The sequence below is a fragment of the Microbacterium sp. SORGH_AS_0888 genome, assembly GCF_030818905.1.
Classification (GTDB): domain Bacteria; phylum Actinomycetota; class Actinomycetes; order Actinomycetales; family Microbacteriaceae; genus Microbacterium.
Genome location: NZ_JAUTAZ010000001.1, coordinates 2,896,136 through 2,917,449 on the forward strand (window position 1 = coordinate 2,896,136; position 21,314 = coordinate 2,917,449).

Here is a 21,314-nt window from a genome sequence, read left to right on the forward strand (position 1 = left end):
CCGGCCCGTGTTTATTGGGTTTGTGTGTGCGAGCGCGCGGCCGGAGTCGAACCGGCGACGCCCGGGATAGAAGGCCCGGCGCTCTGTCCGCTGAGCTACGCGCGCGGGGACGAGGTGCCGCGATATACGCGGCACCTCACAGGGAGGGGTCAATGATGAACTGGCTCGCCCTGGTGTTCGCGGGCTTTGAGGATCTCGTCGACCCGCTCGCGGTAACGCTTCTTCGCGGCGTAGAGGTCGCGGTTGGCGGCGTTCCTGCGTTTCTTGGCTTCCCAGGCCTCACGGGTGATGTCGTAGAGGTCTTGGCATTCCGGGCAGTCGGGTGCCGTGGGATCGGTCGCGAGACCGGAAGTGCCTACCTGCACGGTGGGGACGAATGATATGGCGCAGAGTGATCGCACTTCGGTGCCTTCGATCATCGCGAGGGTGACGTCGTAGCCCGGCCGGATGCGGTGGTTGACGGTGCCCATGTCGGTCACTCCTCGTCCAGCGTGCGGAGGTGGTCGTCAACGCCGGCAGCGCGGGTGACGGTTCGTGCCGTCGTCGCTCTCTCGTACGCGCGGAGGAGTACTGCCGCGACCTCGGGGAGATCTTCGATGAACACGGTCATCTCTTCGACGGCAACGCATTCACCGGGCCACAGGTTCGCCCATGAGATGAACGCGTGCTCCTTGTGTGCTCGTACGCCGTGGGACGTGAAGCTGTGCGTGACGCTCAGGGTGACGGAGACGTTGTTGTCTTCGTATTCGTGCTGGTCGACCATGGCGTGGCCGTCGTCTTCGAGGTGACGGTCGGTAGCCCAGGCCGGCGCGGCGATCTCGGGGTGAATGTCCGAGGTGTGTGCTTGGATAGACATGCTGGTTCTCCTTACTTAGCGGTTCGGTGTTCTAGCTCTGGACCCCTGTTGGCGCAGGGGTCTTTTTCTTGTGTCCCCAGACGTGTGCCTTGCGGGACATTCGGAACTCGAGTTGATCGAGGTACGGCTGGATGTCGTCGGTGCTGACGTAGAGGGTGAAGCCGTTCTCCCAGGTGATCTGCACGGTGCGTCCCATGAGGTTCCGCACGGCCGTCTCTCCGGTGGGGTCGCGGTATGTCAGGCGGTAGTACTCGTCGCGCGATGCTTCAGCGCCACGGTTGGGGCGGTGCATCTCTAGTCCGCGAACGCCTCGCTGATGATGCGTTCGATCTCTGAGGCGGCGATGACGGTGCGCCCGCCGATCTTGCCGGACTTGATCTGGCCGGTGTGGAGCATCCAGCGCAGGGAAGCGGGGCTCCTCCGCAGCTCGGCCGCGGCCTCGTCCACGAAGTAGAAGCGCGGTCTGGTCGTGAGCGTGTCAGTCATGGTGACCTCCCAATCAGGATTGATGAGTCCCACAGTAATGCATCTCCACAAAATGTGCAACCGTCCACGAGAATGTGGAAGAATGATTCTTATGAGTGAGCGCGACGACGAGGCCAACTTCGCCCGAAACATGGCCGTCCTGCGCGAGCGGCGGGGTATGAGTCAGAGCGAGCTCGCAAGGCGGATGACCGAGCGCGGCTTCGACAACTACTCGCAGATGACGGTCAGTCGTACCGAGAAGGGACAGCGACCGATCCGCCTTGGAGAGGCTCGTGTCTTGGCGGAGGTGCTGGGGAGCCGGCTGGAGGAGATGACGCGCGGTTCCGGGATCGAAGAGATGGTGCGCCAGCTCACTTCGGTCGCTGACGGGCTGGCTCAAGCCATGACCGACACGGTGCACTCGCTCAGCACTTATGGTTCAGGCGTTGAGGTCGCGCGTGAACTCGAAGCCCGGCCTACTGCCGATGACCCCGCAGTCGCCGAGTCGCTGGAGAACATGCGGGTTTACTGCTACCCGGTGGAGGCTGTCGCTAGATGGGCTGCCGAGGTCGCGACCGATCCTCAGCGCGATCCATACCCCACTGAGGTGACGCTGAGCGATCTGGACCGCATCGCTGAGCTGGCGGGCACGACCCAGCCCAAGCGGTATTGGTTCACGCTCGACGGGTTAGCGAATGGGGAGGCTGATGCCGAGTAGCTACATTGAAGATCGCTGGCATGTGCGCAGCGACGACGGCCGGCGTGAACGCAGCAGCCGTTACGGGGTCGGGAAGCAGTGGCGCGCCCGGTACCGTGACGCGGAAGGCAAGGAGCACGCACGTCACTTCGAGCTGAAGCGCGACGCTCAGCGATGGCTGGATGAGGTCACCGCGTCCGTTGTGACAGGGCAGTACGTGGATCCGCGTGCAGGTTCGCTCACCTGGGATGAATGGGTCGAGCTGTGGGCGACTCGGCAGACGTGGGTGGATGGGACGGTCGAGGCTGCGCAGACGGCTACGCGAAGCGTGCCGTGGCGGTCGACGCCGTTGTCGAAGATCCTGCCCGCGCATGTGCAGAAGTGGGTCACGGCTGAGGTGAAGCGTGGTCTCGCGCCGACCACGGTGCGGACCAGGCTCAACTACGTGCAGATGGCCTTCCGTGCCGCTGTGCAGGACAAGCTCATTGCGTCGAACCCTGCCGCGAATGTGAAGCCTCCGCGAGCACGGCGGGCTGAGGTCGCGATGCGGATTCTCACCCCGGAGCAGATCGTGCAGGTTCTCGAGGCGGCGGGGGAGTTCCGCCCGTTCGTCGAGGTGTGCCTGTTCGCGGGGCTGCGGCTCGGTGAGGCCGCGGGCCTTCAGGTTGGCGACGTGAATTTCCTTGGGCGGTCCATCGATGTGCGACGGCAGGTGCAAGGTGCCACGAACGAGGGCGCGAAGCTCGTGCCCCCGAAGTACGGCAGTGAGCGGACGGTCTACGTGCCGGGTGACCTCACGGCGTCCCTATCTGCACACGTCTCGCAACAGGGGCTGACCGACCCCGGCATGATGCTGTTCTTGACGCCGCTCGGTCGTCTTTGGCATCGCAACAACGCGGGGGATGAGTGGCGGCGGATCCGTAAGGCCGTTGGGTTGCCGGAAGAAGTCACGTTGCACACGCTGCGGCACACGTACGCCTCCAACCTCATCGCCGCCGGCTGCGATGTTGTGACGGTGCAGCGCGCGCTTGGGCACTCTCAGCCGTCGATCACGCTCAACACGTACAGCCACCTGTGGCCGTCCGCTGAAGACAAGACAAGAGCCGCCACCGCGGACTTCATGTCCTCAGTGGCGGCTCTTGCGGACTCTGGGCGGACTGGGCCGGGAAAACCCCAGGTCAGAGGCTTGCGTTAGCGGTAGTTGGTGAACTGCAGGTCGACGTCGAGGTCGGCGGCCTTCAGCAGGCGCTGCACCTCCTGCAGGTCGTCGCGGGACTTCGAGCTCACGCGCAGCTCATCGCCCTGGATCTGGCTCTTGACCGACTTAGGGCCCTCGTCGCGGATGATCTTGCCGATCTTCTTCGCGTTCTCCTGCGAGATGCCCTCTTTGAGGGTGGAGACGATGCGGAACTCCTTGCCGGATGCCGTCGGCTCGCCCGAGTCGAGGCTCTTCAGCGAGATGCCGCGCTTGATGAGTTTGGACTGGAACACGTCGAGGACCGCTGCTGCGCGCTCCTCGGTGTTCGCGGTGATGAGGATCGACTCGCCGCTCCAGGCGATGGAGGCACCGGTGCCCTTGAAGTCGTAGCGCTGCTCGACCTCTTTCCGCGCCTGGTTCAGCGCGTTGTCGGCCTCCTGGCGGTCGATCTTGGAGACGATGTCGAACGAGGAGTCTGCCATGGCCCGAGTCTACCGGCGCGCCCGTCGCCGACTTCATAGACTTGGCGGATGCGTCCCCTCACCGAGCAGCAGATCCGGGACTGTCTCGTGGGGCTCGACGACGACGATCGTCGCCAGATCGGCCTGCCGCACGACTTCCTCCTGCTCGATTGGGACCACCTCGACTTCCTCGCGTGGCGGGACCCGCGCATGCGGGGGCGCGGGTATCTCATCGTCGAGCTCGACGGCCGCGCCGTGGGGGTCGCGCTGCGGGCCGCGGACGCGTCGGGTCGGGCGAGGTCGGCGATGTGCAACGTGTGTCATACGATGCAGCCGGGGAACCAGGTCTCCCTGTTCACGGCGCAGCGTCCGGACGCATCCGGATCGGGCATCGGCACATACATGTGCGCCGACCTGTCCTGTCATGAGAATGTGAGACTTGCGGCGCCGCTGGCGCCGGGCGAGATCCGAGCCAGCGTGGACCGTCGCATCGACGGCACACGATCGCGTGCCGAGCGTTTCGTCGCACGCGTGACGACCACAGAGGGAGACCAGTGACCGAGACCGGGCGAGTTGTCGTGATCGGCGATGCGTTGATCGACGAGCTGCGTGATGAGAGCGGAGTGCGCGAGTTCGTCGGCGGGGCGGCGCTGAACGTCGCCGTCGGCCTGTCGCGTCTGGGGCTGCCCACGACGCTCATCGCCATGGTCGGCGAGGACGAGGCGGGGGATCGCATCCGCTCCTACCTCGACGACTACGGCGTCGACCTCGTGGCGACGCCGTCCCCGCTCGGCTCGTCCCGCGCGGTCAGCACGCGCGTCGACGGCGAGCCCGTCTACGAGTTCAACGCGGCGGCGCAGGCGCGCCGCATCCACTTCGGCGAGGCCGAGCGGTCGGTCGTCTCCGGCGCCGCGGTCACCGTCATCAGCTGCTTCCCGTTCGACGACGAGGAGCAGACGGCCGAGCTCGTGTCGGTCATCGAGCACGCGCCCGCCCTCGTCGCCCTCGACCCGAACCCGCGCGCGGGCATGATGCGCGACCGCGCCGCCTTCGTGCGCGGCTTCGAGCGCGCGGCGGCCTCCTGCGACCTCGTGAAGGTCGGCGACGACGACGCGGAGCTGCTCTACGGCGAGCCTCTCGACGATCTCGCCCGCGCGCTCCTCGATGTGGGCGCGACGGCCGTCCTCGCCACGCGGGGCGCACAGGGCGCGAGCGTGTTCGCGCCGGGCGTCGAGGTGTCGATGCCGATCGCGGAGGCGCCGGGGCCCGTCATCGACACGATGGGTGCCGGGGATGCGGTCCTCTCGTCGGCCGTCGCCTCGTTGCAGTCGGGAATGCCCGGTTCGTCCGAGGAGTGGACGACCGTGCTCGCGACCGCCATGCAGGTCGCCGCCGCGACCTGCCGGTTCGAGGGTGCGCTGCTGCGGCTGCCCTCCGCGCTCAGCGGCCTGGCCGCGGAGGACGCCGTCTGCTGACCCGATTTCCATGGACGAGGATCGGCGGCTAACATTGAAAATCGCGCCTCCGGTCGACTGGATAAGCCGGGCGGGTGCGCCTTGGCAGGTTACCCAAGCGGCCAAAGGGATCTGACTGTAAATCAGCCGTCTTAGACTTCGGGGGTTCGAATCCCTCACCTGCCACCACCGCGAAAAGCCCCCTTAACCGGGGGCTTTTCCGTTTCCCCTCGCCGGCGTCGCGTGGTCGCCGGGCGTGCTCGCCCGCATGCCCGGCGGGGGTCACGCCGGGGCGTGGATGTGGACAGATCTTCTGCCCCCGCGGCACCCCGTGACAGGATGGGCGGAGCGGGTCAGATGCCCCGCAGGGGAGGACGATCGACGTGACGACCGCACCACAGCCGCCGACGACATCCGAAGAGCTGGGCTCGTCGAAGCTCTTCCGGGCCGCGATCTGGGTGGCCATCGGTGCGCTCATCGCCGCCGCGCTCGTGAGCGTCGTCTGGGTCATCATCGGCACGCAGAACGGGATCATCGGCCGTGCGTTCCTGACGATCCTCCTGCTGGCGGCGTTCGGCGGGGTCGCGATCCTCGAGGCGCACCTCGCCCCCCGGCGACCCGTGTGGTTCGCACTGGTCAGCATGTCCAGCTGGGTGCTCGCGCTGCTCATCGGCGCCTTCATGACGTGGATGCCGGAGTCCGCGCGGTCGTACGGATACTCGGGCGCGCTGCGATTCTTCTCCTTCCTCGTCATCGTGCTCGTGCTGCAGCTGGCGCTCCTGCACGTGCGGCTCTACGTGAAGGCGATCGACCGCTATCCGACGACGTTCACCCGCGTCGTCGGCTACATCACGATCGGCCTGGTCGGGCTTCTCGCGATCATGCTCGTGCTGCCGCTCATGCTCAACGAGTGGCTCCGCTTCCACGAGATCTACTGGCGTCTCGTCGTGGCGGTGACGATCCTGGCCGCGCTCGGGACCGCCCTCGTCCCGCTCGTCAACGTCCTGTTCGCGCCCAAGAAGCCGCGGCCGGAAGCGTCGCGTGCCTGGCCGACGTATGCGGACGGCGTGACGCCGCTGCCGATCCTCCCGGACGGCAACCCCGACTGGAACGCCTACTACACCGGCTACCCCACCGCCTACGCGACGACGGCCGTGCAGATCGCGGCGCCGACGGCGTCGCCCATGGCTGATGCCGCCTACGCGGCGCAGCCGCAGCATCAGCCCGGCATCGTCCCGTCCGAGCCGTCGGCGTGGAACCCGCCGGCCGAGTCTCCCGTCGTCGAGCAGACGGCGCCGACCGCGCACCCGCGCCCTCAGACCCCCGAGGAGACGGTCGTGCCGCAGGCGCCCGTGCCGCCGCCCATCGACCCGGCCGCGGGCGCGCCCGGTCATCAGGGATACCCGCCGCCCCCGCCGCTGCCGCCGCGCTGATCCCGTAGCGTGGGTGGGGTGACCGCATCCCCCGCGCTGTTGGAGTTGGCCGTCGACATCGCTCGGGAGGCCGGGGAGCTCGCCGCCCGGCGGCGCCGCGAGGGGGTGTCGATCGCGGCCACGAAGTCCGCGCTGGCCGACATCGTGACCGAGGCCGACCGCGAGGTCGAGTCGCTCATCCGCGATCGCATCGCGGCCGAGCGTCCCGACGACGGGTTCCTCGGCGAGGAGTCCGGTGCCGGCGAGTCGCGCAGCGGTCTGACCTGGGTCGTCGACCCGATCGACGGAACCGTCAACTACGCCTATGGGATCCCCGCCTACGCCGTGAGCATCGGCATCGTGTCGGGCCGGCCCGATCCCGCCGCGTGGACGGCGCTGGCCGGGGTGGTCTTCAACCCGGCCGTGGGCGATCTGTTCCGAGCCGCCCAGGGCGAGGGGGCGTGGCTCGGAGATCGCCGCCTGGCGGTGAACGACCCCGTCTCGGACGCCGGCGCGCTTCTCGCGACAGGCTTCGGCTACGACCCCGCGACCCACGCGGGCGACCTCGCGCGGCTGACGAAGGTCATGCCCTTGGCGCGCGACATCCGTCGTATCGGCGCGGCATCGCTCGACCTGGCGGGCGTCGCCGCGGGGCGGCTCGACGGCTACTTCGAGCGGGGGCTGCACCCGTGGGACATGGCGGCGGGCGCATTGATGGTCACCGAGGCGGGCGGTCGGGTCGGCGGGATCGGCGGCGCGGCGGCGGGCCGGTCGATGACGATCGCGGCGGGTCCCGACCTGTTCGCACGACTCACCGAGATCATCGTCGAGTGAGAATCGCGGATGGCGTTCTCAGCCTCGGGGGAGTAGGGTTTATCCATTCGTTACCATCGGTGCCCGACCGATAACGACGGATCACCCGAATCGTGACATCTGTCGCGCCATGCGACACGAACTGAGGCGAACTGCGTTTTGACTTCCGAGAACATGGTGGCCGCGAGTGCGCCGTCGCGCCGTAGCCGCCGTATCGCTCCTCTGAGTGAGGTCTCGGAACGACACGATTCCGCGGATGTCGTCGTGCCCGCTGCCGTGCAGCCGCCCGCTGTCCCGCTGACCCGTCGTCAGCTGCGCGAGATGGCGGCACGCGAGGCGGAGCGCACGGAAGCACATCCGGTCATCGCGGCCGACACGCTCGTCGCGCCGGTGGTCGCCACGGCGCCGATCGCGCTTCCCGGAGCCGCCGCTGCGGCCGTCGCGGACCCCGAGCCGGTCACGGTGCCCGAGTCCGAGTTCGTCGACGCGGTGACCGCCGACGGCAGCGCCGTGACGGATGCGTTCGAGGCGGCGGCGAAGCTGTTCGCCTTCACGGGTGAGACGCCGGTGCAGGTCGCGGCGGCGGCGGCCGCCGCCGAAGAGCCGGTCGCGGCGCCGATCGCCCCCGAGGCTCCGCGTCGGCGCCTTCTCGGTCGCGGCTCGTCGTTCCGGCGTGCGACCGCCGCGTCGGCGACGATCGGAGCGATGGGGATCATCGGTCTGCTGGCCGTCGGGATGACGACTCCCGCCGAAGCGGTGGCGGCGGCATCCGGGGCCAACTCCGGCGGCTCGATCCGGCTCGCCTCCGATGTGCGTGGCGCTGCGTCCGGCGACATCCAGGCGTACGTCGCCCCGGCCGACGCGCAGAGCGTCGCCCTCGACCGCAGCGACTACTCCACGGCGTCCGTCGCGTCGATCGCCGCTCAGGACGGCATCACCTACTTCTCGAACTTCTACACCAACAACCCGAACGCGGCGATCCAATGGCCCTTCGCGGTGGGTGTCTCGATCAGCTACGGCTTCGGCATGCGCGACGGCGGCTTCCACGAGGGGGCCGACTTCACCCCGGGCGAGGGTGCGCATGTGCAGGCCATCGCGGCGGGAACCGTGCGCATCGCCACGGAGAGCGGCGGCGCCTACGGCGTGACGGTGCTGATCGACCATGTCATCGACGGCAAGCTGGTCTCGACCCGCTACGCGCACATGCTCTACGGCTCGCTGCAGGTCAAGGTCGGCGACACCGTCGTGGCCGGTCAGTACCTCGGCCGCACGGGGGACACGGGCCGTTCGTTCGGTGCGCACACCCACGTCGAGGTCCTCGAGGGAGGCACCACGCCGATCGACCCGATCGCCTGGCTGCGCGCCAACGCGGGTCGGATGAGCCTCGGCGACTGAGCCGATCCGAGTTCGGCGCCCGCTCGCGGCTCTGGTATTCTTTTCTGGTTGCCCGCGTGCGGGCAGCACGCCCCGATAGCTCAGTGGCAGAGCACTTCCATGGTAAGGAAGGGGTCGTCAGTTCAATCCTGACTCGGGGCTCGCAGCATCCACATCTCGCCGTGTGGATGTGGCGCGGCGGGGTAGCTCAGTTGGTGAGAGCGCACGACTCATAATCGTGAGGTCGCGGGTTCAAGCCCCGCTCCCGCTACTTTGGGGACAGGTTAGCTGTCTTACTCGAACAATCCCGATGTCTCGCCGATCGCATCGTGTCGTCTAAGGCGGCGATTCGCTTTGGCTCGTGCCTTTGCGGGCTCGGTATGCGCGCATCTTGGCGCGGGAGCCGCACACGCTCATGGTGCACCAGCGGCTCCGACCGCTGGGGCTGTTGTCGTAGTAGACCCACCGGCACGTCTCGGATTCGCATGCCTTGAGGCGCGTCCAGCTGTCTTGGACCTGGGCTCGGTAGATCGCATCCTGAACACGCGCGACGAGGGCGTCGAGATGAGTGCCCGGAGTAGCTGCTTCGAGGGTCGGCTCAGCGTCCGGGGCGACCCGGACGTTCATCGGGACCCGCGCCAGTACGTCATTCAGGAAGGAGAGCTGGGCTGGGTCTGGGGTGTGTCCGGCGTGAGCGATGCAGCATTCGCGGAGTGCATCCCGGAACTGGCGGACATCGTGCAGCTCGGCGGATGAGAAGCGGGTGCCGTGCATCCCGTGGGCGCGGGCGAAGGCGTCCATGTCTCTCGGCGAGACGAGGCTTTCTCGTCCGCTTTCGAGGTCGAAGCTGTTCGCGAGGTCCTGAATGAGGTCCAGTGGTGGGGGTGCGGGCTGACGACTCCCGGGTTGCTCCATAGTGCGATGTTACCTGTTAGAAACGATATGAGGTAACAGTCACTGTCCTGTTACTACTAAATTGCGGGTACCGGTAACCGATGCAGGAGGTCCCGTGTCTACGCTTCTCGCCCTTCTCAGTGCCCTTCTTTACGGAGCGGCTGACTATGGTGGTGGCAAGGCGAGCCGGGTGCTCCCCAGTGCGCTGGTCACTCTCGTCGCTCAGGTGGTGAGCCTGGCTCTGGTCGCTGCGGCCGTTCTCGTGCTGGGGAGTCCGGTGCCCTCGATCGGCAGTCTTGTCTGGGGTGGGGTCGGAGGTCTTGGGGCGGCGGTCGCGTTGACGACTCTTTACTACGCCTTCGCACACGGTCCCGCCGCCGTCGTCGCTCCGGTCTCCGCCGTCGCCGCTGCATCGTTGCCGGTCGTGGTCGGCTTCGTCACGGGCGAGCGTCCCAGCGCTCTCGCTGTCGGCGGGATCATCCTGGCGGTGGTCGCCGTGGGTCTCATCAGCTCGGGTGCAACCACGACCGGGCTGGCGGTGCCGCGCGTGATCCTCGGAGTCGCAGTCTTGGCGGGGTTTGCGGGCGGAGTGATGTTCATCGGGCTGCACCAGGCCGACCACGACTCCGGATTGTGGCCGCTCCTGTCCGCGCGGGTCGTCTCCGTGGCCCTCCTTACGGGCTTCTGCTTGGCGATCCGCACGCGTCCCGGCCCGGGGCGCGGACTTCTCTGGCTCGCCGCGCTCATCGGCATCCTGGATGTCGTCGCGAACGCGCTCTACCTCGAAGCGGTCCGCAACGGGATGCTGTCGATCGTCGCCGTGATCAGCTCGCTGTATCCGGCCAGTACTGTCGCCCTGGCCTTCGTGATCGACCGTGAGCGACCCACCCGCCGCCGCATCGTGGGGTTCGTTGTCGCCATTGTCGCTCTCGGCATCATCACGTGGGCTCGAAGCTGACCGCTCTCGGCGCCGAGGAGAGGCGACGAACCGGGGCCGCTCAGCGTCGGCTTCCTCCGCGCGGTCGACGCTCGATTCCTGCTCGCACGAATGCTTGGCGGATGCCGTTGTAGCTGACGTCAAAGTGATCGGCGATGGCCGTCATCGACTCCCCGCCCATGTAGAGCCCCGCAGCTTCATAGACCTGTTCATCACTGAGCGGCTGGCGACGGAGCTGAACCCCCGCGTCGCGGAGCAACGTGAGCAGGCCACCCTTCGAGATTGAATACTCAGCGCAAAGAGTTGGCGTCGTCGCCCCGGACTCATATTTCCCGACGATCTCAGCGACGAGGGTGCTGGGTGTGGCAGACGTCTTGCCTCGGTAACGGGCGCCGCCGCGCGTCACCGGATGCGGTGATCGTCTGGCATGGAACACCCCCGTCCAGAGCGCTGCAGGTCGCATCGCGACGACGCTTCGCTCACTCTGGACCGGGGTGTTCCATGCGCAGGACCGCTGGGTATCCGGTTCCAGCGAAGGGGTGTGGGTGAATGCGGAGATGCTGTCTACACGTCGATGCGTTCGGTGGCGTGGCTGGTGTCATCGGCCGCGATGAGGTGGGCTTCGTTGACGGCGTCAAGGGCGGCATCCAGCGTGCTGATGAGAAGGTCTGCGTGCTCGCGAGTGCACACGAGAGGTGGACGCATCTTCAGGACGTTGTCGTGGCGGCCAATCCTGCTGATGAGGATGCCGCGTTCGCGCATCTCTTCGACGAGAGCGCGAGTGAAGGCGGGGTCGGGCGTGCGGCGATCGTCTGGGTGAACGATTTCGAGTCCGAAGAAGAGCCCTCGGCCGCGCACGCTCTTGATGCGTGGATTTGTAGCGGTGATGAGGGTGAGCTGTGCGGCGATGTGGTCACCGAGCTCCGCAGTCTTGCGGAGGAGGTCTTGATCCTCCATCACCTGCAGAACGGCCATGCCTGCGGCCGAGGAGACAGGGCTCCCTGCAAAGGTGTTGAAGTAGACGTTGCGGCTGCCGAACTCTTCCAAGAGGGCTTGTGTGGTGATGGCGGCGCCGATGGGCTGGCCGTTGCCCATCGGCTTTCCCAGGACGACCAGGTCGGGTTCGATGTCGAACATCTGGTATCCCCACATGGACGTGCCGACACGACCGAAGCCGGACTGTACTTCGTCGGCGATGACCAGCCCGCCAGCGGCGTGGACACGATTTACGACGCCTTCGACGTAGCCGGCGGGGGGGACGACGAGTCCTTCGGTGGAGAAGAGGGAATCGAACAAGAAGGCCGAAACGCCGTACCCCGCGGCCCGGAGCGAGGCGATAGCCGCGTCCACCTCCGCCAACGCGGTGTCGAGCAGCTTCCCCTCGTCGGTGTCGGCTCCGAGGACGTCGGGGATGCGGATGGGGCGCACGTGCGCGCCGATCGGCTCTGCCACGTGGATACCGGTGGTGAGTTCGGCGAGGCTCGTTGTGTTGCCGTGGTAGCTGAAATCCGAGATGAGGATGCCGGTGTTGCCGGTGTGCTGTCGAGCGACGCGGAGGGCGAGCTCGTTGGCTTCGGAACCGCTGTTGGTGAAGAAGACGCGGTCTAGGCGGTCTTCGAAAGTGGAGAGCAGCTTCTCCGCGTAGTCCACGACGCGGTTGTTGAGGTACCGCGTGTGCAAGTTGAGGGTGCGCAGCTGCTCGTTCATGGCGTCCGCGACCACAGGGTTGGCGTGTCCGACGTGCGGCACGTTGTTGTACCCGTCGAGATACGTCTTGCCGTCGACGTCGGTGAGCCACACTCCCTCGCCGGAGACCAGCTCGAGCGGGGTGGTGTAAAACGTGGGCGAGTATGGGCCGAGGACTGCTTTACGTCGTGCCAGCAGTTCGGTATCGGGCTGGACGTCAGGGGTGCTGTCGACGGGGGGCGTAGTCATGTCAATGTCCTTTGCGTGGTGCCGAGGTAGGGAGGAGCTTCACAGCCCGGAGGGCGCGGGCCCGCGGAGGGGTCGGTCCGGACTATGCCGCTACGTGGGTTCTGCGGGGCGCGTGTCGGGCCGTGTCCAGGAGGGTGCGGAAATTGGGCGCGAGGAGCTCGCGCAGCAGGCCGTTCCAGCTGTCTTGCAGGGCAGCCTCGTAGTCGAAGTCGTCGGCGGGTCGGAGGTTGCCTTGGGCGGTGACCCAGAGGGCGGTGTTCGACCAATGTGCGACAGCCATGAACAGGCGCACGCGTGCGTGAACTTGCGGGTCGCTGGACCCGAAGTACTCCGCGATCAGTTGATTGGTGCGTTCGAGGTCGAAGCAGTTTTGGGCGGCGAGGAAGCCGACTTCATAGGAGGGGTCGGTGTTGCCGGCGAGATCCCAGTCGATGAGACGGTAATTGCCCGTCGGATCGGTGATGACGTTCGCGTCCCACAGATCGTTGTGGCACGGCACGAAATCCTCGCTGTGGAGGTCGAGGGCTTCTTCGATCTCAGCCATCGCGGATTCGACTTCGCTGATGCCCGCGGGCAGCGAGAAACCCTGCGCGCGGGCAGCGGCGAACAGGGTGCGTGCGTGCTCGAACGGGTTGATGTCGTTGGCGAATCGGGTGCCGGAGCGGTGCAGCTGGTGGAGGGCGGGAATGAGCTTGGTGACGGCATCATCGTCGGCGGCAAGTGTGGGGCTTTTCCCGAGGAGGAACTCCAGAGCGACTCCCGGCGGCTCGGCGCAGACGGCGATGAGGGGCGCCCCGATGCCAAGAGCGGCGGCGGTTGCGGTGTTTGCAAGGACGACGTCTGCCGGGGGCAGCACTCCGACGGACTCCCAGTAGTTGTTCCAGATCTTCACCACGCATTTCGCGTCGCCGGCGGTGACGAGGAAGTTCCGGTGCGCGGCACCGCCCGACAGGTGCTGAACGGTGATGTCGGCGGTAGACCAGAACGGGGAGGATGCGAGGATGGTACGGACGTCGTCGATGTCGACGTTGGAGATCTCAGTCATGGCTTTGACTGTCCTTTGCTAGTCGCGGGGGTCACGGAAGTGGATCGCCGGCGCTGGCGGGGTGGTTGAGGAGTGCCTTCCTCGTCCACACCCCGCCAGCTCCAACAGGGGTTCTTCAGGCGGTCGCGGACGCGAACCGTCCGGGGCGGAACAGTGCCGCGTCGGCACGGGATTTGCCGTCGACATAGTCGGCCAGGATTTCTCCGACGACGGCGGCGTATCGGAAGCCGCGCCCCATGTCGCCGGTGCCGATGATCACCCGGTCCGAGTCGGGGTGCTCCCCGATGACCCAGTGCCCGTCCTCCACCTCCGACCACATGCAGACGGTGGTGGACAGAGGAGTGAGGTCGATGCTCGGCAGTCGATCGGCGAGCACCTCCTGGATCTTCTCGATGTCGCCGGGCAAAAGCGCTTGGTTCAGGCTCTCCGGGTCGATCCACTGCGGAGACCCGGGGACCGAGAACTTCCAGTCGCCATTGGGTTCGGTGCATCCGTACGCAGGTGCTTCGACGGAGCCGATGGGCTTGGCGAAGTAGACGGCGGGAAGCGGCTCACCGGTGTTGCGGAAGTTGGCCAGGACCTGGCGTGCCACCTTGTAGGGCAGGTCGAGCTGGAGCAGGTCATTGGCACGCGCACCGACAGCGACGATGAGACGGTCAGCGGTGTAGGTGTCGAGAGTCGTGGTGACAGAAACACCAAACGCGGTTTCCTCCCACCCGAGGACGGCTTCATCCGTGCGCAGGAGTGCTCCGAGACGCTGTGCTTCGGCCTGCAGGGCAGTGATTCCGTTGTTCACGAGCCCGACGGTGCCGTTGGGTTCCCATACGGTCACCTCGTTCTCTCCCACGCGCATCCAGGGGAAACGGCGACGGGCATCGGCGGCGTCGAGGAACTCGTACTCAAAGTTGCTGCCACCCAGCGACGCGGTGGTCTTGTCGAACCACAGCGATCCGGGCTGGCCGACGAAGATGCTGCCGGTTCGCTGGAGGATCGGGGTTCCGGTCTGCGCGGAGAGGGTGTTCCAGAGATCGAAGGTCTGCTCCGTCAGGGTCGTGTAGGCGACGCCGGCGCTGCTGGACTGTCGCGCGAGGCGGGTCGCGCCTCCGTGCGATCCCATGCCGTGCGGCGGGGTGAAGCGGTCGAGGCCGAGGACGCGCTTGCCTCGACGGGCGAGGTGCCAGGATGCCGAGGAGCCCCAGGGGCCGAGTCCTACGACGATGACGTCAAAGTGCTTTTCAGACATGTTTCTCCTTAGCGGGGTTGGGTGCGCGCTCAGACGGGCGCGGCGGCAAGGAGGCCGCGGGCGATGTATCGCACGGCCTCGATGTGGTTCTCGGCGGTTGCTGGGTCCAGGGCCGCCGCGGCACCGCTGGCGCGGATGGCTCCGGTCAATGCGGTGGCGACGGCGTCGACGGGCGCAGAGGGCGGCAGTAGGCCGGCGTCCTGGGCCTCGTGGAGGTCCTGCTTCATCAGGGCCTCGAACGAGCGGGACGTCCCTCCCATGACCCTGGACAGGATGGGGACGATGTCGGCGCCCATGATGCCGTAGAAGCGACCGTCGGGTCGGCTCGTGGCTTCGACCAGGGCTCGGGCCAGGGCGGTGATCCGGTCGATGATGTTGGTGCTGTCGTCACGCAGGGTGACACCGTGCAGGTACACCCCGTCTGCGATGCGTAGATAGACCTCCTGGACGATCTCGTCGCGTCCTTGCGGGAAGTGCGCGTACAGCGTGCCGCGGGACAATCCCGCGCGCTGACTGAGTTCCTCCAGGGTGGTCTCCGCGTAGCCCTTCTCGCTGAGGAGGTGCGCTGCCGCATCGAGGATGTCGTTGCGGGTTCGCAGACGGTTGCGCTCCCTCAGCGGAAGCTGGCCATTGTTCGCTGCGTTCATGCGCGTGGTCCCTTCGTCCTTATCCGGTGCTGAGCGTGTGCTCGGCGGCTCGACGTTAGATCGCGGGCCGCAAATTTGGGAGTCGATAAGTTCACTAAACACGACGTACAGTTTCTGCACACGCCGTTTAACAAAGTTGTAACGCATGACGTGGTGATTGGAAACCACATGCTCGTTGACTTCCCGTCATGACCTCCCAATCGGACACCGACGCGCGCCACGGCAACGTGACGCCTCCCCCTGAGGTGCGCAACTTCCGCGATCTGGGTGGCATCGAGAACCGTGAGGGGCGCACCCTGCGCTTTGGCCGGATCTTTCGCAGCGGGCACTTCGGCGCAACGACTCGCGAGTACCGCACGTCCCTGAACACCCGCGGTGTCCGAAGAATCGACCTTCGCGGGGCCGATGAGATCGCCTTGGAGGACGCCGAGCTCCCGGACGCTGCCGAAGCTCTTCGTGGGCCGAGCTACGTGGCCGAGGACGACGCCGTGTGGTCGGCCCTGCGCTCGGGCCGACTCGACAAGCTTGCCCCGACCTTCACCGCCACGCGCGCGGCCGAGGTGATGATGCGCCTATACGGCAGCACGATCGCCTCCCACGTTCCGCTTTACCGAGACTGCTTCGCTGAGCTGCTCGCAGACGAGCATCCCGTTGTCATCCATTGCTCAGCCGGGAAAGACCGAACCGGTTGGGCCGTCGCGATTCTTCTCACTGTGCTCGACGTGCCCGAGGAGCGGATCATCGCCGACTACCTCGAAAGCTCACACCCCGACCGGCAGTACGTCATCCGTGATGAATCTGGCGCCCCCGTACCCACGGACGATGAGACGCGCCTAGTCCTCGCCCCTCTCCTCGAGGCCCGCCCGGAGTACCTCGCTCACGCCTGGGACGCAGTCACACGTTCGTGGGGCTCCCGCACCGCGTACATAGAAGACGGGCTCGGCATCACCGCCGACCGTCGAGCCGCGTTCCAGGCCCAACTTCTTCAGTAAATCCGGCTCCACATCACCCGCACCCACCGACAAGAGAGCTCGCTCATGACTCAGGACATCAACCCCACCGTTGACGCGGCCCCGTCTCCCGACGACGGCGGCAGCACGAACCAACTGCGCCGAGGCCGTCTCGGCGTCATTGCGATCGCGTTCTTCGTGATCGCCGCCGCCGCGCCCATGGCCGCGGTCGTCGCCGCCGGTCCCATCCTGTTCTCCCTGGTCGGAGGTGCCACCCCCCTGGTATTCGTCATCGCCGCGCTACTGATCGCCCTGTTCTCGGTGGGCTACCTCCGGATGAGCCGTCAGATCACCAACGCTGGCGGGTTCGTGGCCTACATCGATCGCGGTCTCGGCAAGAAATGGGCAACCGGAGGCGCCGGTATCGCCGTATTCACCTACGTCACGCTGCAGGTGGGTCTCTGGGCGTCCTACGGCGTATTCACCCAGCAGCTGGTGGTCGCCTTCACCGGTGTCGACCTGCCGCCGCTGCTCTGGATCCTCGTCACGCTCGCCCTGGTCACCGCACTCACCATCCGCGGCGTCGACGCGAGCCTGAAAGTGCTCGGCGTCCTCATCGTCGCCGAAACGGTGATCATCGCGATCCTCCTGGGAACCCTCATCATCAAGAACGGCCTCGGCGTGTTCAGCTTCGCCGGGTTCACTGCTGAGAACATATTCAGCCCCGCGCTGGGCATCGCCTTCCTGTTCGCCTTCCTCTGCTTCACCAGCTTCGAGGCGACCGTCGTGTTCAGCGAAGAAGCCATCAACCCCCGACGTACCATCCCGCGCGCCCTGTACGCCGTCATCGCGTTCGTCGGGCTCTTCTATTCGCTCTCCACCTGGGTGATCTCCGGCGCAATCGGTGTCGACACAGTCCAGGAAGCAGCCACCGCTGACCCCGCCGGTATCGTCTTCGCCCTCGCTGCGGACAACGCTGGGGTATGGCTGAGCAACACCATGCAGGTCCTCGTCGTCACCAGCTACATCGCGATGATGCTCGGCCTGAACAACATGTTCTCCCGCTACCTGTTCGCACTCGGCCGCGCGGGCGTCCTGCACCGCTCCATCAGCCGCGTCTCGCGCCGCGGGGCACCCGCCACCGCAAGCCTGGTCAACGCCGCCGTGGTTGCCATCATCCTCGCCGCGTTCCTGCTCACCGGGGCCGACGCGTTCACCGTCGTGTACTACTGGTTCAGCGCGCTCGGCACGGCCGGATTCGTATCCATCCTGGTCCTGACTTCCGCTGCGATCGTGGTCTACTTCCGGCGCAACAAGAGCGAGGGAAACCTCCTGGTCACTTTCGTCGCGCCCACGATCTCGTTCCTCGTCTTCCTCTACATCGGCTACACCACTCTGATCAACTACGACGTCCTTTCCGGAGGAGCGCCGGCGGCGAGCTGGCTGCTGCTCGGATTGCCCGTCCTGTTCGTCCTCGGAGTCGTCCGAGCGCTCGCAAAGAAGAACATCGACTACTCCACTGAGCGGGTCTGATCACTCGCCCATCACCATGCTCGGCTCCGCCGACGTCAGCGCCCGCCGAAGCCCCGTTTCGGCGGGCGCTGACGTTTCGTCATCAACCCCGGGGTGTGCTGGGCGCGCACGATGCCATGCCGCACACGCACATCTCTCCTCACCCCACCAAGTGGCTGAAGAGCCCGCCTACCATCGCGAGTGGATCTGACATAGGTGTCAATCCGAGGTGATCAGCTGCCCCGGTCGAGTAGCCACTGGAGGATCACCTCACACCGCGCACCGGAGCGTGAGCAAGGAGGCCACAATGAGCACGACAGCCACCATCCTGGACAACGTATCTGTCCCGGAGACACAAGGCCGCGCCATCCCCGACGCCGCCACACGAGAGACCATCGGCTATGCGCCGGTGCACACCGCCGCCGACCTCGACGCCACAATCGCGGCAGCACGTAAAGCCCAGCCGGTCTGGAACGCGCTCGGCCACACGGAGCGATCCCGGCTCCTGAACGCCATCGCAGATGACATCGACGCGAACGCGGAAGAACTGGCGCAGCTGCTCTCCCGAGAACAGGGCAAGCCCCTGGACGGCCCCAACGCCTGTTTCGAAGTGACCGCCGCCGCCATCTGGACACGCAACGCCGCCGACACAGTGCTCGAGCCGGAGGTCGTCTTCGAAGCCGGAGCGTCGAAGGCCGAGGTGCACTACGACGCACTCGACGGACATTCTTAGGATTGTGCGGGGAAAGGATACGTCAACACGTTCTTCGACGACCTCGTAGAGCCGAACAAGGGTGCCGAATTCGTTCGGCAGAAGTTCTTCGAGGAGAATCCGTGGGTTCTTGGGATTGGGTTGGGTTCGCAGCTGCTGACTTCATGGTCAACGTCGAAACTGGAACAGGTGGTCAAGGGGCACAGCATTGCGGGCGAAGGTAAGCGTGTCGACGCGCTCCTTCGCATCAGCGGCCTCATTCAGTCCATGGTTTTCGCGGAGATCAAGCACCATCGGACGGAGCTTTCGAGGGCCTCGGACTACGGCCCGGGGGTTTTGCAGATGTCGAAGGAGCTGGCCTTCAAGAGGTGCTCCAGGTGGTGCGATCGCTCGCCGCTGACGGCATGACCATGGTCGTCGTCACACACGAGATGGCCTTCGCCCGCGACGTCGACACGCGCCTGCGGTTCACCGAGAAGGGGCACATCATCGTCGACGACAACGCGCGGAAAGTCCTTGCCAACCCCGAGCACCCCCGCCTGCGGGAGTTCCTCGCCCACGTTGCCTGAACTGCCTGGTGGGAGTCCGCACAAATCACCCCGCGAGCGACAGTGAGACGACGACCGCGGGTGGATGGTCGTAGCCTCGCCTCTCTCCTCCAACGCCCCTAGAGAGTTTTTCGCGGCGTGCCACCGTCGGGGCGACTCCGATCCACTGCGAAGGCCCCCGGAGTGAGATATCCGGGGTCCTTCGTTGAGATGTGACGCGAACTTCCCCTTCCGCGTCAGCCAATTTCCGCAGTTCCACCGGGGGTGGCGGCGGGAGCGCCGATTTATTCGAGTAGTGGTGTACTGGATCTACTTCTCGGAGGGAACTCCGGCCTTCTCGGACAGTTCCGCTCCCCGCACGCGAACGGACCCTTCTCGCGCGTGTTGAAGGGGTGGGCTCCTCCGTCCGCCGTCACGATCGTCCGGGGTGATATCGCGTGGCGGTCAGGACTGCGGACACGGCGCAGGTCTTCGTGTCACGCATCCCCTCTCTGCGCAGCGCGTCTCGGATCGCGCTATCACCGAAGGCGACGTTTCTACCCTTCGGATAGACCGCCCACATCGGCACCGGTGGACCCGAAGCCAGTATGGCGAGCGCGTCGACCACGTCATCCGGCCGGTGGATGCAGGCGATGATCATGCCAGCGGTGCGGCGGTCGCTCGTGAGCGAGTCCTGCGTCGCGGCCAGGAGGGCGGGATCGTCCGTCTCGCCGACCATGATCGCCGTCGCGCCATCCGACAGGCCGAGTTTGTCGCGCAGTGTCGGAGGTGGCGTGAGGATTGCTTTCGCCCAGGAATGCGCTGCTCGCTCGCCCAGGTGGAGCACGAGGGGCTCCTCCCCGCACCGCAACCGCAGGGCGTCGCCATCGACGACGACCTCGGTGATGTCCCTGATGGGGATCCGGCGGCTGATCGGTGCGCGCAGGATCAGTTCTGAGGCTTCGAGCAGAGCTTTCAGATCAACGAGACGACCGGCGACCTCGGCCTGCACGACCGCTTCACGACCCATGTCGCCCTCCGACCTGTGCGATCTCGGACGCCACTTCGTCGAGGAGGGCGGCATCCGTGCGATACATCCAGAATCGCCCCCGGCGCTCCAGGACGAGCAGCCCCGACTTGCGAAGCACTTTCAAGTGTTCGGACACGGTGGCCACTGCCAGGTCCGACAGGCTCGCGAGGTCCCCGGCGGCCTGTTCGGCATCGAGGCAGGCCGCCAGAAACGACCGTCGATCGGGATGTGCCAATGCGCGCAGGACCTCATCGAGCGTTGAGGAGTCCACCGTGCTACTTCTGGATCAGGGTCACGGCGTTGCCCGCGGGATCCAGCACCGTCGCCTTGGTCACCCATCCGTTGTCCGTCGCGGGCATCACCACCGAGCCGCCAGCCTGCACGGCCTTCTCCAACGCCTCATCGAGGTCGACGACGATGACGCCGATGGTCAACGACGCCTCGGGAGTCTCCGCGAGAGCGCCGTTGAGCTGCGGCGTCGAGACTTGTGCATAGCCGGGTCCACGCGAGGTGACATCCCAGCCGAACACCGTGCCGTAGAACGCGGACAACCTGTCCAGCTCCGGGCCGGTCACGTCGAAGTGCCCGATGACCGCTTGCTTGTCCGACATCGCGATCTCCTCTCTCGACCATGATACTTCGGTTCTATACGAAATATCTAGAGTGATGCCGACGACCCACGTCGTGCCGCCGGTGTCGAGGCAGGTCGAGGTTGCGGCGGTCGGCTGGCCCCGACTCGTGCTCGGTGTCACCGTGCGAGCGGGAACCAATGCCGATCGCGAAGTTGGGGGTCGTCGCGGATGCTCACCCAGGTGCCCTCGACGATCGGGGCGTTGTCCGAGGCCCAGACTCCGAAGTACGCGTGCGGCGTCGGCCAGTCATAGTCGCGGTGCGGGGACTCGACGACGTTGCGCACGGCTCCGATGAACGTGAGCGGCGTCTCGTGGCCGGTCATCTGCTCCGCGAGGCTGGCGATCCCGAACTCTCCACTCGGATCGTCCGGCTGTGCGAGCTCGACCGGCGTCTGTCCGGCGTTCACGACGAGCGCCTGGCCCGTGACGAACGCGGCTGCCGGCGACGCGAGGAACCGGTCGGAATTCTGTCGATCGCCGTCGCAACGCCTTCCGGGCCGAACGCCTCCTCCAGGGCCGG

General features: G+C 66.4%; 27 protein-coding genes, 4 tRNA genes and 1 pseudogene. 16 read left to right on the forward strand and 16 right to left on the reverse strand.

The window, feature by feature from the left end; translation table 11 throughout:
- Window positions 1-31 precede the first annotated feature (31 nt).
- From QE381_RS14065 to QE381_RS14085, 5 genes are all read right to left on the reverse strand, one after another.
- Window positions 32-105: transfer RNA gene (locus QE381_RS14065), tRNA-Arg, on the reverse strand.
- A 44-nt stretch (window positions 106-149) separates the two neighbouring features.
- Window positions 150-470: a hypothetical protein gene (locus QE381_RS14070; RefSeq protein ID WP_307219132.1), complete on the reverse strand. Its 321-nt coding sequence runs from the start codon at window positions 468-470 to the stop codon at window positions 150-152.
- 5 nt (window positions 471-475) lie between these two features.
- The gene (locus QE381_RS14075) at window positions 476-856 is read right to left on the reverse strand and encodes a hypothetical protein (RefSeq protein WP_307219134.1); all 381 of its coding nucleotides are present in this window, start codon (window positions 854-856) and stop codon (window positions 476-478) included.
- A 31-nt stretch (window positions 857-887) separates the two neighbouring features.
- Window positions 888-1,148: a hypothetical protein gene (locus QE381_RS14080; RefSeq protein WP_307219136.1), complete on the reverse strand. Its 261-nt coding sequence runs from the start codon at window positions 1,146-1,148 to the stop codon at window positions 888-890.
- 2 nt (window positions 1,149-1,150) lie between these two features.
- Window positions 1,151-1,342: a helix-turn-helix domain-containing protein gene (locus QE381_RS14085; protein WP_307219138.1), complete on the reverse strand. Its 192-nt coding sequence runs from the start codon at window positions 1,340-1,342 to the stop codon at window positions 1,151-1,153.
- A 91-nt stretch (window positions 1,343-1,433) separates the two neighbouring features.
- Here QE381_RS14085 and QE381_RS14090 point away from each other — a divergent pair, with 91 nt between their 5' ends.
- Window positions 1,434-2,039 carry a helix-turn-helix transcriptional regulator gene (locus tag QE381_RS14090; protein WP_307219140.1) on the forward strand — a complete coding sequence of 202 codons (606 nt, stop codon included), beginning with the start codon at window positions 1,434-1,436 and terminating at the stop codon, window positions 2,037-2,039.
- A complete protein-coding gene (locus QE381_RS14095) occupies window positions 2,029-3,213 on the forward strand; it encodes a site-specific integrase (RefSeq protein ID WP_307219141.1) in 1,185 nt (394 codons plus the stop codon). Before QE381_RS14090 ends, QE381_RS14095 begins: the two co-directional genes overlap by 11 nt.
- Here the strand turns inward: QE381_RS14095 and QE381_RS14100 are convergent.
- Window positions 3,210-3,698, reverse strand: a complete 489-nt coding sequence (locus tag QE381_RS14100; protein WP_307219143.1) for a YajQ family cyclic di-GMP-binding protein — start codon at window positions 3,696-3,698, stop codon at window positions 3,210-3,212. The two genes, QE381_RS14095 and QE381_RS14100, sit on opposite strands and share 4 nt — an antisense overlap.
- 48 nt (window positions 3,699-3,746) lie before the next feature.
- Here QE381_RS14100 and QE381_RS14105 point away from each other — a divergent pair, with 48 nt between their 5' ends.
- The 8 genes from QE381_RS14105 (at window position 3,747) to QE381_RS14140 (ending at window position 9,001) form a co-directional block, all read left to right on the forward strand.
- Entirely contained in the window at window positions 3,747-4,235 is a 489-nt protein-coding gene (locus QE381_RS14105) for an FBP domain-containing protein (RefSeq protein ID WP_307219145.1), read from the forward strand.
- A complete protein-coding gene (locus QE381_RS14110; protein ID WP_307219147.1) occupies window positions 4,232-5,152 on the forward strand; it encodes a PfkB family carbohydrate kinase in 921 nt (306 codons plus the stop codon). Before QE381_RS14105 ends, QE381_RS14110 begins: the two co-directional genes overlap by 4 nt.
- Window positions 5,153-5,235: 83 nt before the next feature.
- Window positions 5,236-5,320 (forward strand) — tRNA-Tyr (locus QE381_RS14115).
- Between the two features lie 194 nt (window positions 5,321-5,514).
- On the forward strand, window positions 5,515-6,564 hold the full coding sequence (locus QE381_RS14120) for a hypothetical protein (RefSeq protein ID WP_307219149.1): 1,050 nt from the start codon (window positions 5,515-5,517) through the stop codon (window positions 6,562-6,564).
- Between the two features lie 18 nt (window positions 6,565-6,582).
- On the forward strand, window positions 6,583-7,377 hold the full coding sequence (locus QE381_RS14125; RefSeq protein ID WP_307219151.1) for an inositol monophosphatase family protein: 795 nt from the start codon (window positions 6,583-6,585) through the stop codon (window positions 7,375-7,377).
- 243 nt (window positions 7,378-7,620) lie between these two features.
- Window positions 7,621-8,751 (forward strand): M23 family metallopeptidase, encoded by a 1,131-nt coding sequence (locus tag QE381_RS14130; RefSeq protein ID WP_307219153.1) that lies wholly within the window; start codon window positions 7,621-7,623, stop codon window positions 8,749-8,751.
- Window positions 8,752-8,820: 69 nt separating this feature from the next.
- Window positions 8,821-8,892 (forward strand) — tRNA-Thr (locus QE381_RS14135).
- 35 nt (window positions 8,893-8,927) lie between these two features.
- Window positions 8,928-9,001: transfer RNA gene (locus QE381_RS14140), tRNA-Met, on the forward strand.
- A gap of 65 nt (window positions 9,002-9,066) precedes the next feature.
- On the opposite strand, the gene QE381_RS14145 is transcribed toward QE381_RS14140, so the two are convergent.
- Window positions 9,067-9,645, reverse strand: coding sequence for a CGNR zinc finger domain-containing protein (locus QE381_RS14145; protein WP_307219155.1), 579 nt, complete (start codon window positions 9,643-9,645; stop codon window positions 9,067-9,069).
- 169 nt (window positions 9,646-9,814) lie between these two features.
- On the opposite strand from QE381_RS14145, the gene QE381_RS14150 reads away from it, so the two are divergent.
- Entirely contained in the window at window positions 9,815-10,582 is a 768-nt protein-coding gene (locus tag QE381_RS14150; RefSeq protein WP_307219157.1) for an EamA family transporter, read from the forward strand.
- A gap of 40 nt (window positions 10,583-10,622) precedes the next feature.
- On the opposite strand, the gene QE381_RS14155 is transcribed toward QE381_RS14150, so the two are convergent.
- The 5 genes from QE381_RS14155 to QE381_RS14175 all read right to left on the reverse strand — a co-directional run bounded on the left by QE381_RS14155 (window position 10,623) and on the right by QE381_RS14175 (window position 15,431).
- A complete protein-coding gene (locus tag QE381_RS14155) occupies window positions 10,623-11,024 on the reverse strand; it encodes a hypothetical protein (RefSeq protein WP_307219159.1) in 402 nt (133 codons plus the stop codon).
- 101 nt (window positions 11,025-11,125) lie between these two features.
- Window positions 11,126-12,496 (reverse strand): aspartate aminotransferase family protein, encoded by a 1,371-nt coding sequence (locus QE381_RS14160; RefSeq protein ID WP_307219161.1) that lies wholly within the window; start codon window positions 12,494-12,496, stop codon window positions 11,126-11,128.
- 82 nt (window positions 12,497-12,578) lie between these two features.
- Entirely contained in the window at window positions 12,579-13,541 is a 963-nt protein-coding gene (locus QE381_RS14165; RefSeq protein WP_307219163.1) for a phosphotransferase, read from the reverse strand.
- A 115-nt stretch (window positions 13,542-13,656) separates the two neighbouring features.
- The gene (gene solA / locus QE381_RS14170; RefSeq protein WP_307219165.1) at window positions 13,657-14,784 is read right to left on the reverse strand and encodes an N-methyl-L-tryptophan oxidase; all 1,128 of its coding nucleotides are present in this window, start codon (window positions 14,782-14,784) and stop codon (window positions 13,657-13,659) included.
- Between the two features lie 29 nt (window positions 14,785-14,813).
- A complete protein-coding gene (locus QE381_RS14175) occupies window positions 14,814-15,431 on the reverse strand; it encodes a TetR/AcrR family transcriptional regulator (protein ID WP_307219166.1) in 618 nt (205 codons plus the stop codon).
- 188 nt (window positions 15,432-15,619) lie between these two features.
- Between QE381_RS14175 and QE381_RS14180 the strand changes: the two genes are divergently transcribed.
- The 5 genes and pseudogenes from QE381_RS14180 to QE381_RS14200 all read left to right on the forward strand — a co-directional run bounded on the left by QE381_RS14180 (window position 15,620) and on the right by QE381_RS14200 (window position 19,174).
- Entirely contained in the window at window positions 15,620-16,423 is an 804-nt protein-coding gene (locus QE381_RS14180) for a tyrosine-protein phosphatase (protein WP_307219169.1), read from the forward strand.
- 45 nt (window positions 16,424-16,468) lie between these two features.
- Window positions 16,469-17,914 (forward strand): APC family permease, encoded by a 1,446-nt coding sequence (locus QE381_RS14185; RefSeq protein WP_373426952.1) that lies wholly within the window; start codon window positions 16,469-16,471, stop codon window positions 17,912-17,914.
- Between the two features lie 286 nt (window positions 17,915-18,200).
- On the forward strand, window positions 18,201-18,626 hold the full coding sequence (locus tag QE381_RS14190; protein ID WP_307219171.1) for an aldehyde dehydrogenase family protein: 426 nt from the start codon (window positions 18,201-18,203) through the stop codon (window positions 18,624-18,626).
- An 84-nt stretch (window positions 18,627-18,710) separates the two neighbouring features.
- A pseudogene (locus tag QE381_RS14195) lies at window positions 18,711-19,013 on the forward strand (hypothetical protein); the annotation flags it as partial.
- Entirely contained in the window at window positions 18,983-19,174 is a 192-nt protein-coding gene (locus QE381_RS14200; RefSeq protein WP_307219173.1) for a hypothetical protein, read from the forward strand. The pseudogene QE381_RS14195 and the gene QE381_RS14200, both read left to right, overlap by 31 nt.
- 391 nt (window positions 19,175-19,565) lie before the next feature.
- Here the strand turns inward: QE381_RS14200 and QE381_RS14205 are convergent, their stop codons facing one another.
- The 4 genes from QE381_RS14205 to QE381_RS14220 all read right to left on the reverse strand — a co-directional run bounded on the left by QE381_RS14205 (window position 19,566) and on the right by QE381_RS14220 (window position 21,201).
- Window positions 19,566-20,162, reverse strand: a complete 597-nt coding sequence (locus QE381_RS14205) for a hypothetical protein (RefSeq protein WP_307219175.1) — start codon at window positions 20,160-20,162, stop codon at window positions 19,566-19,568.
- Window positions 20,152-20,433 (reverse strand): helix-turn-helix transcriptional regulator, encoded by a 282-nt coding sequence (locus QE381_RS14210; RefSeq protein ID WP_307219177.1) that lies wholly within the window; start codon window positions 20,431-20,433, stop codon window positions 20,152-20,154. Before QE381_RS14210 ends, QE381_RS14205 begins: the two co-directional genes overlap by 11 nt.
- 4 nt (window positions 20,434-20,437) lie before the next feature.
- Entirely contained in the window at window positions 20,438-20,773 is a 336-nt protein-coding gene (locus QE381_RS14215; protein WP_307219179.1) for a VOC family protein, read from the reverse strand.
- 137 nt (window positions 20,774-20,910) lie between these two features.
- A complete protein-coding gene (locus QE381_RS14220) occupies window positions 20,911-21,201 on the reverse strand; it encodes a hypothetical protein (RefSeq protein ID WP_307219181.1) in 291 nt (96 codons plus the stop codon).
- Between the last annotated feature and the right edge of the window lie 113 nt (window positions 21,202-21,314).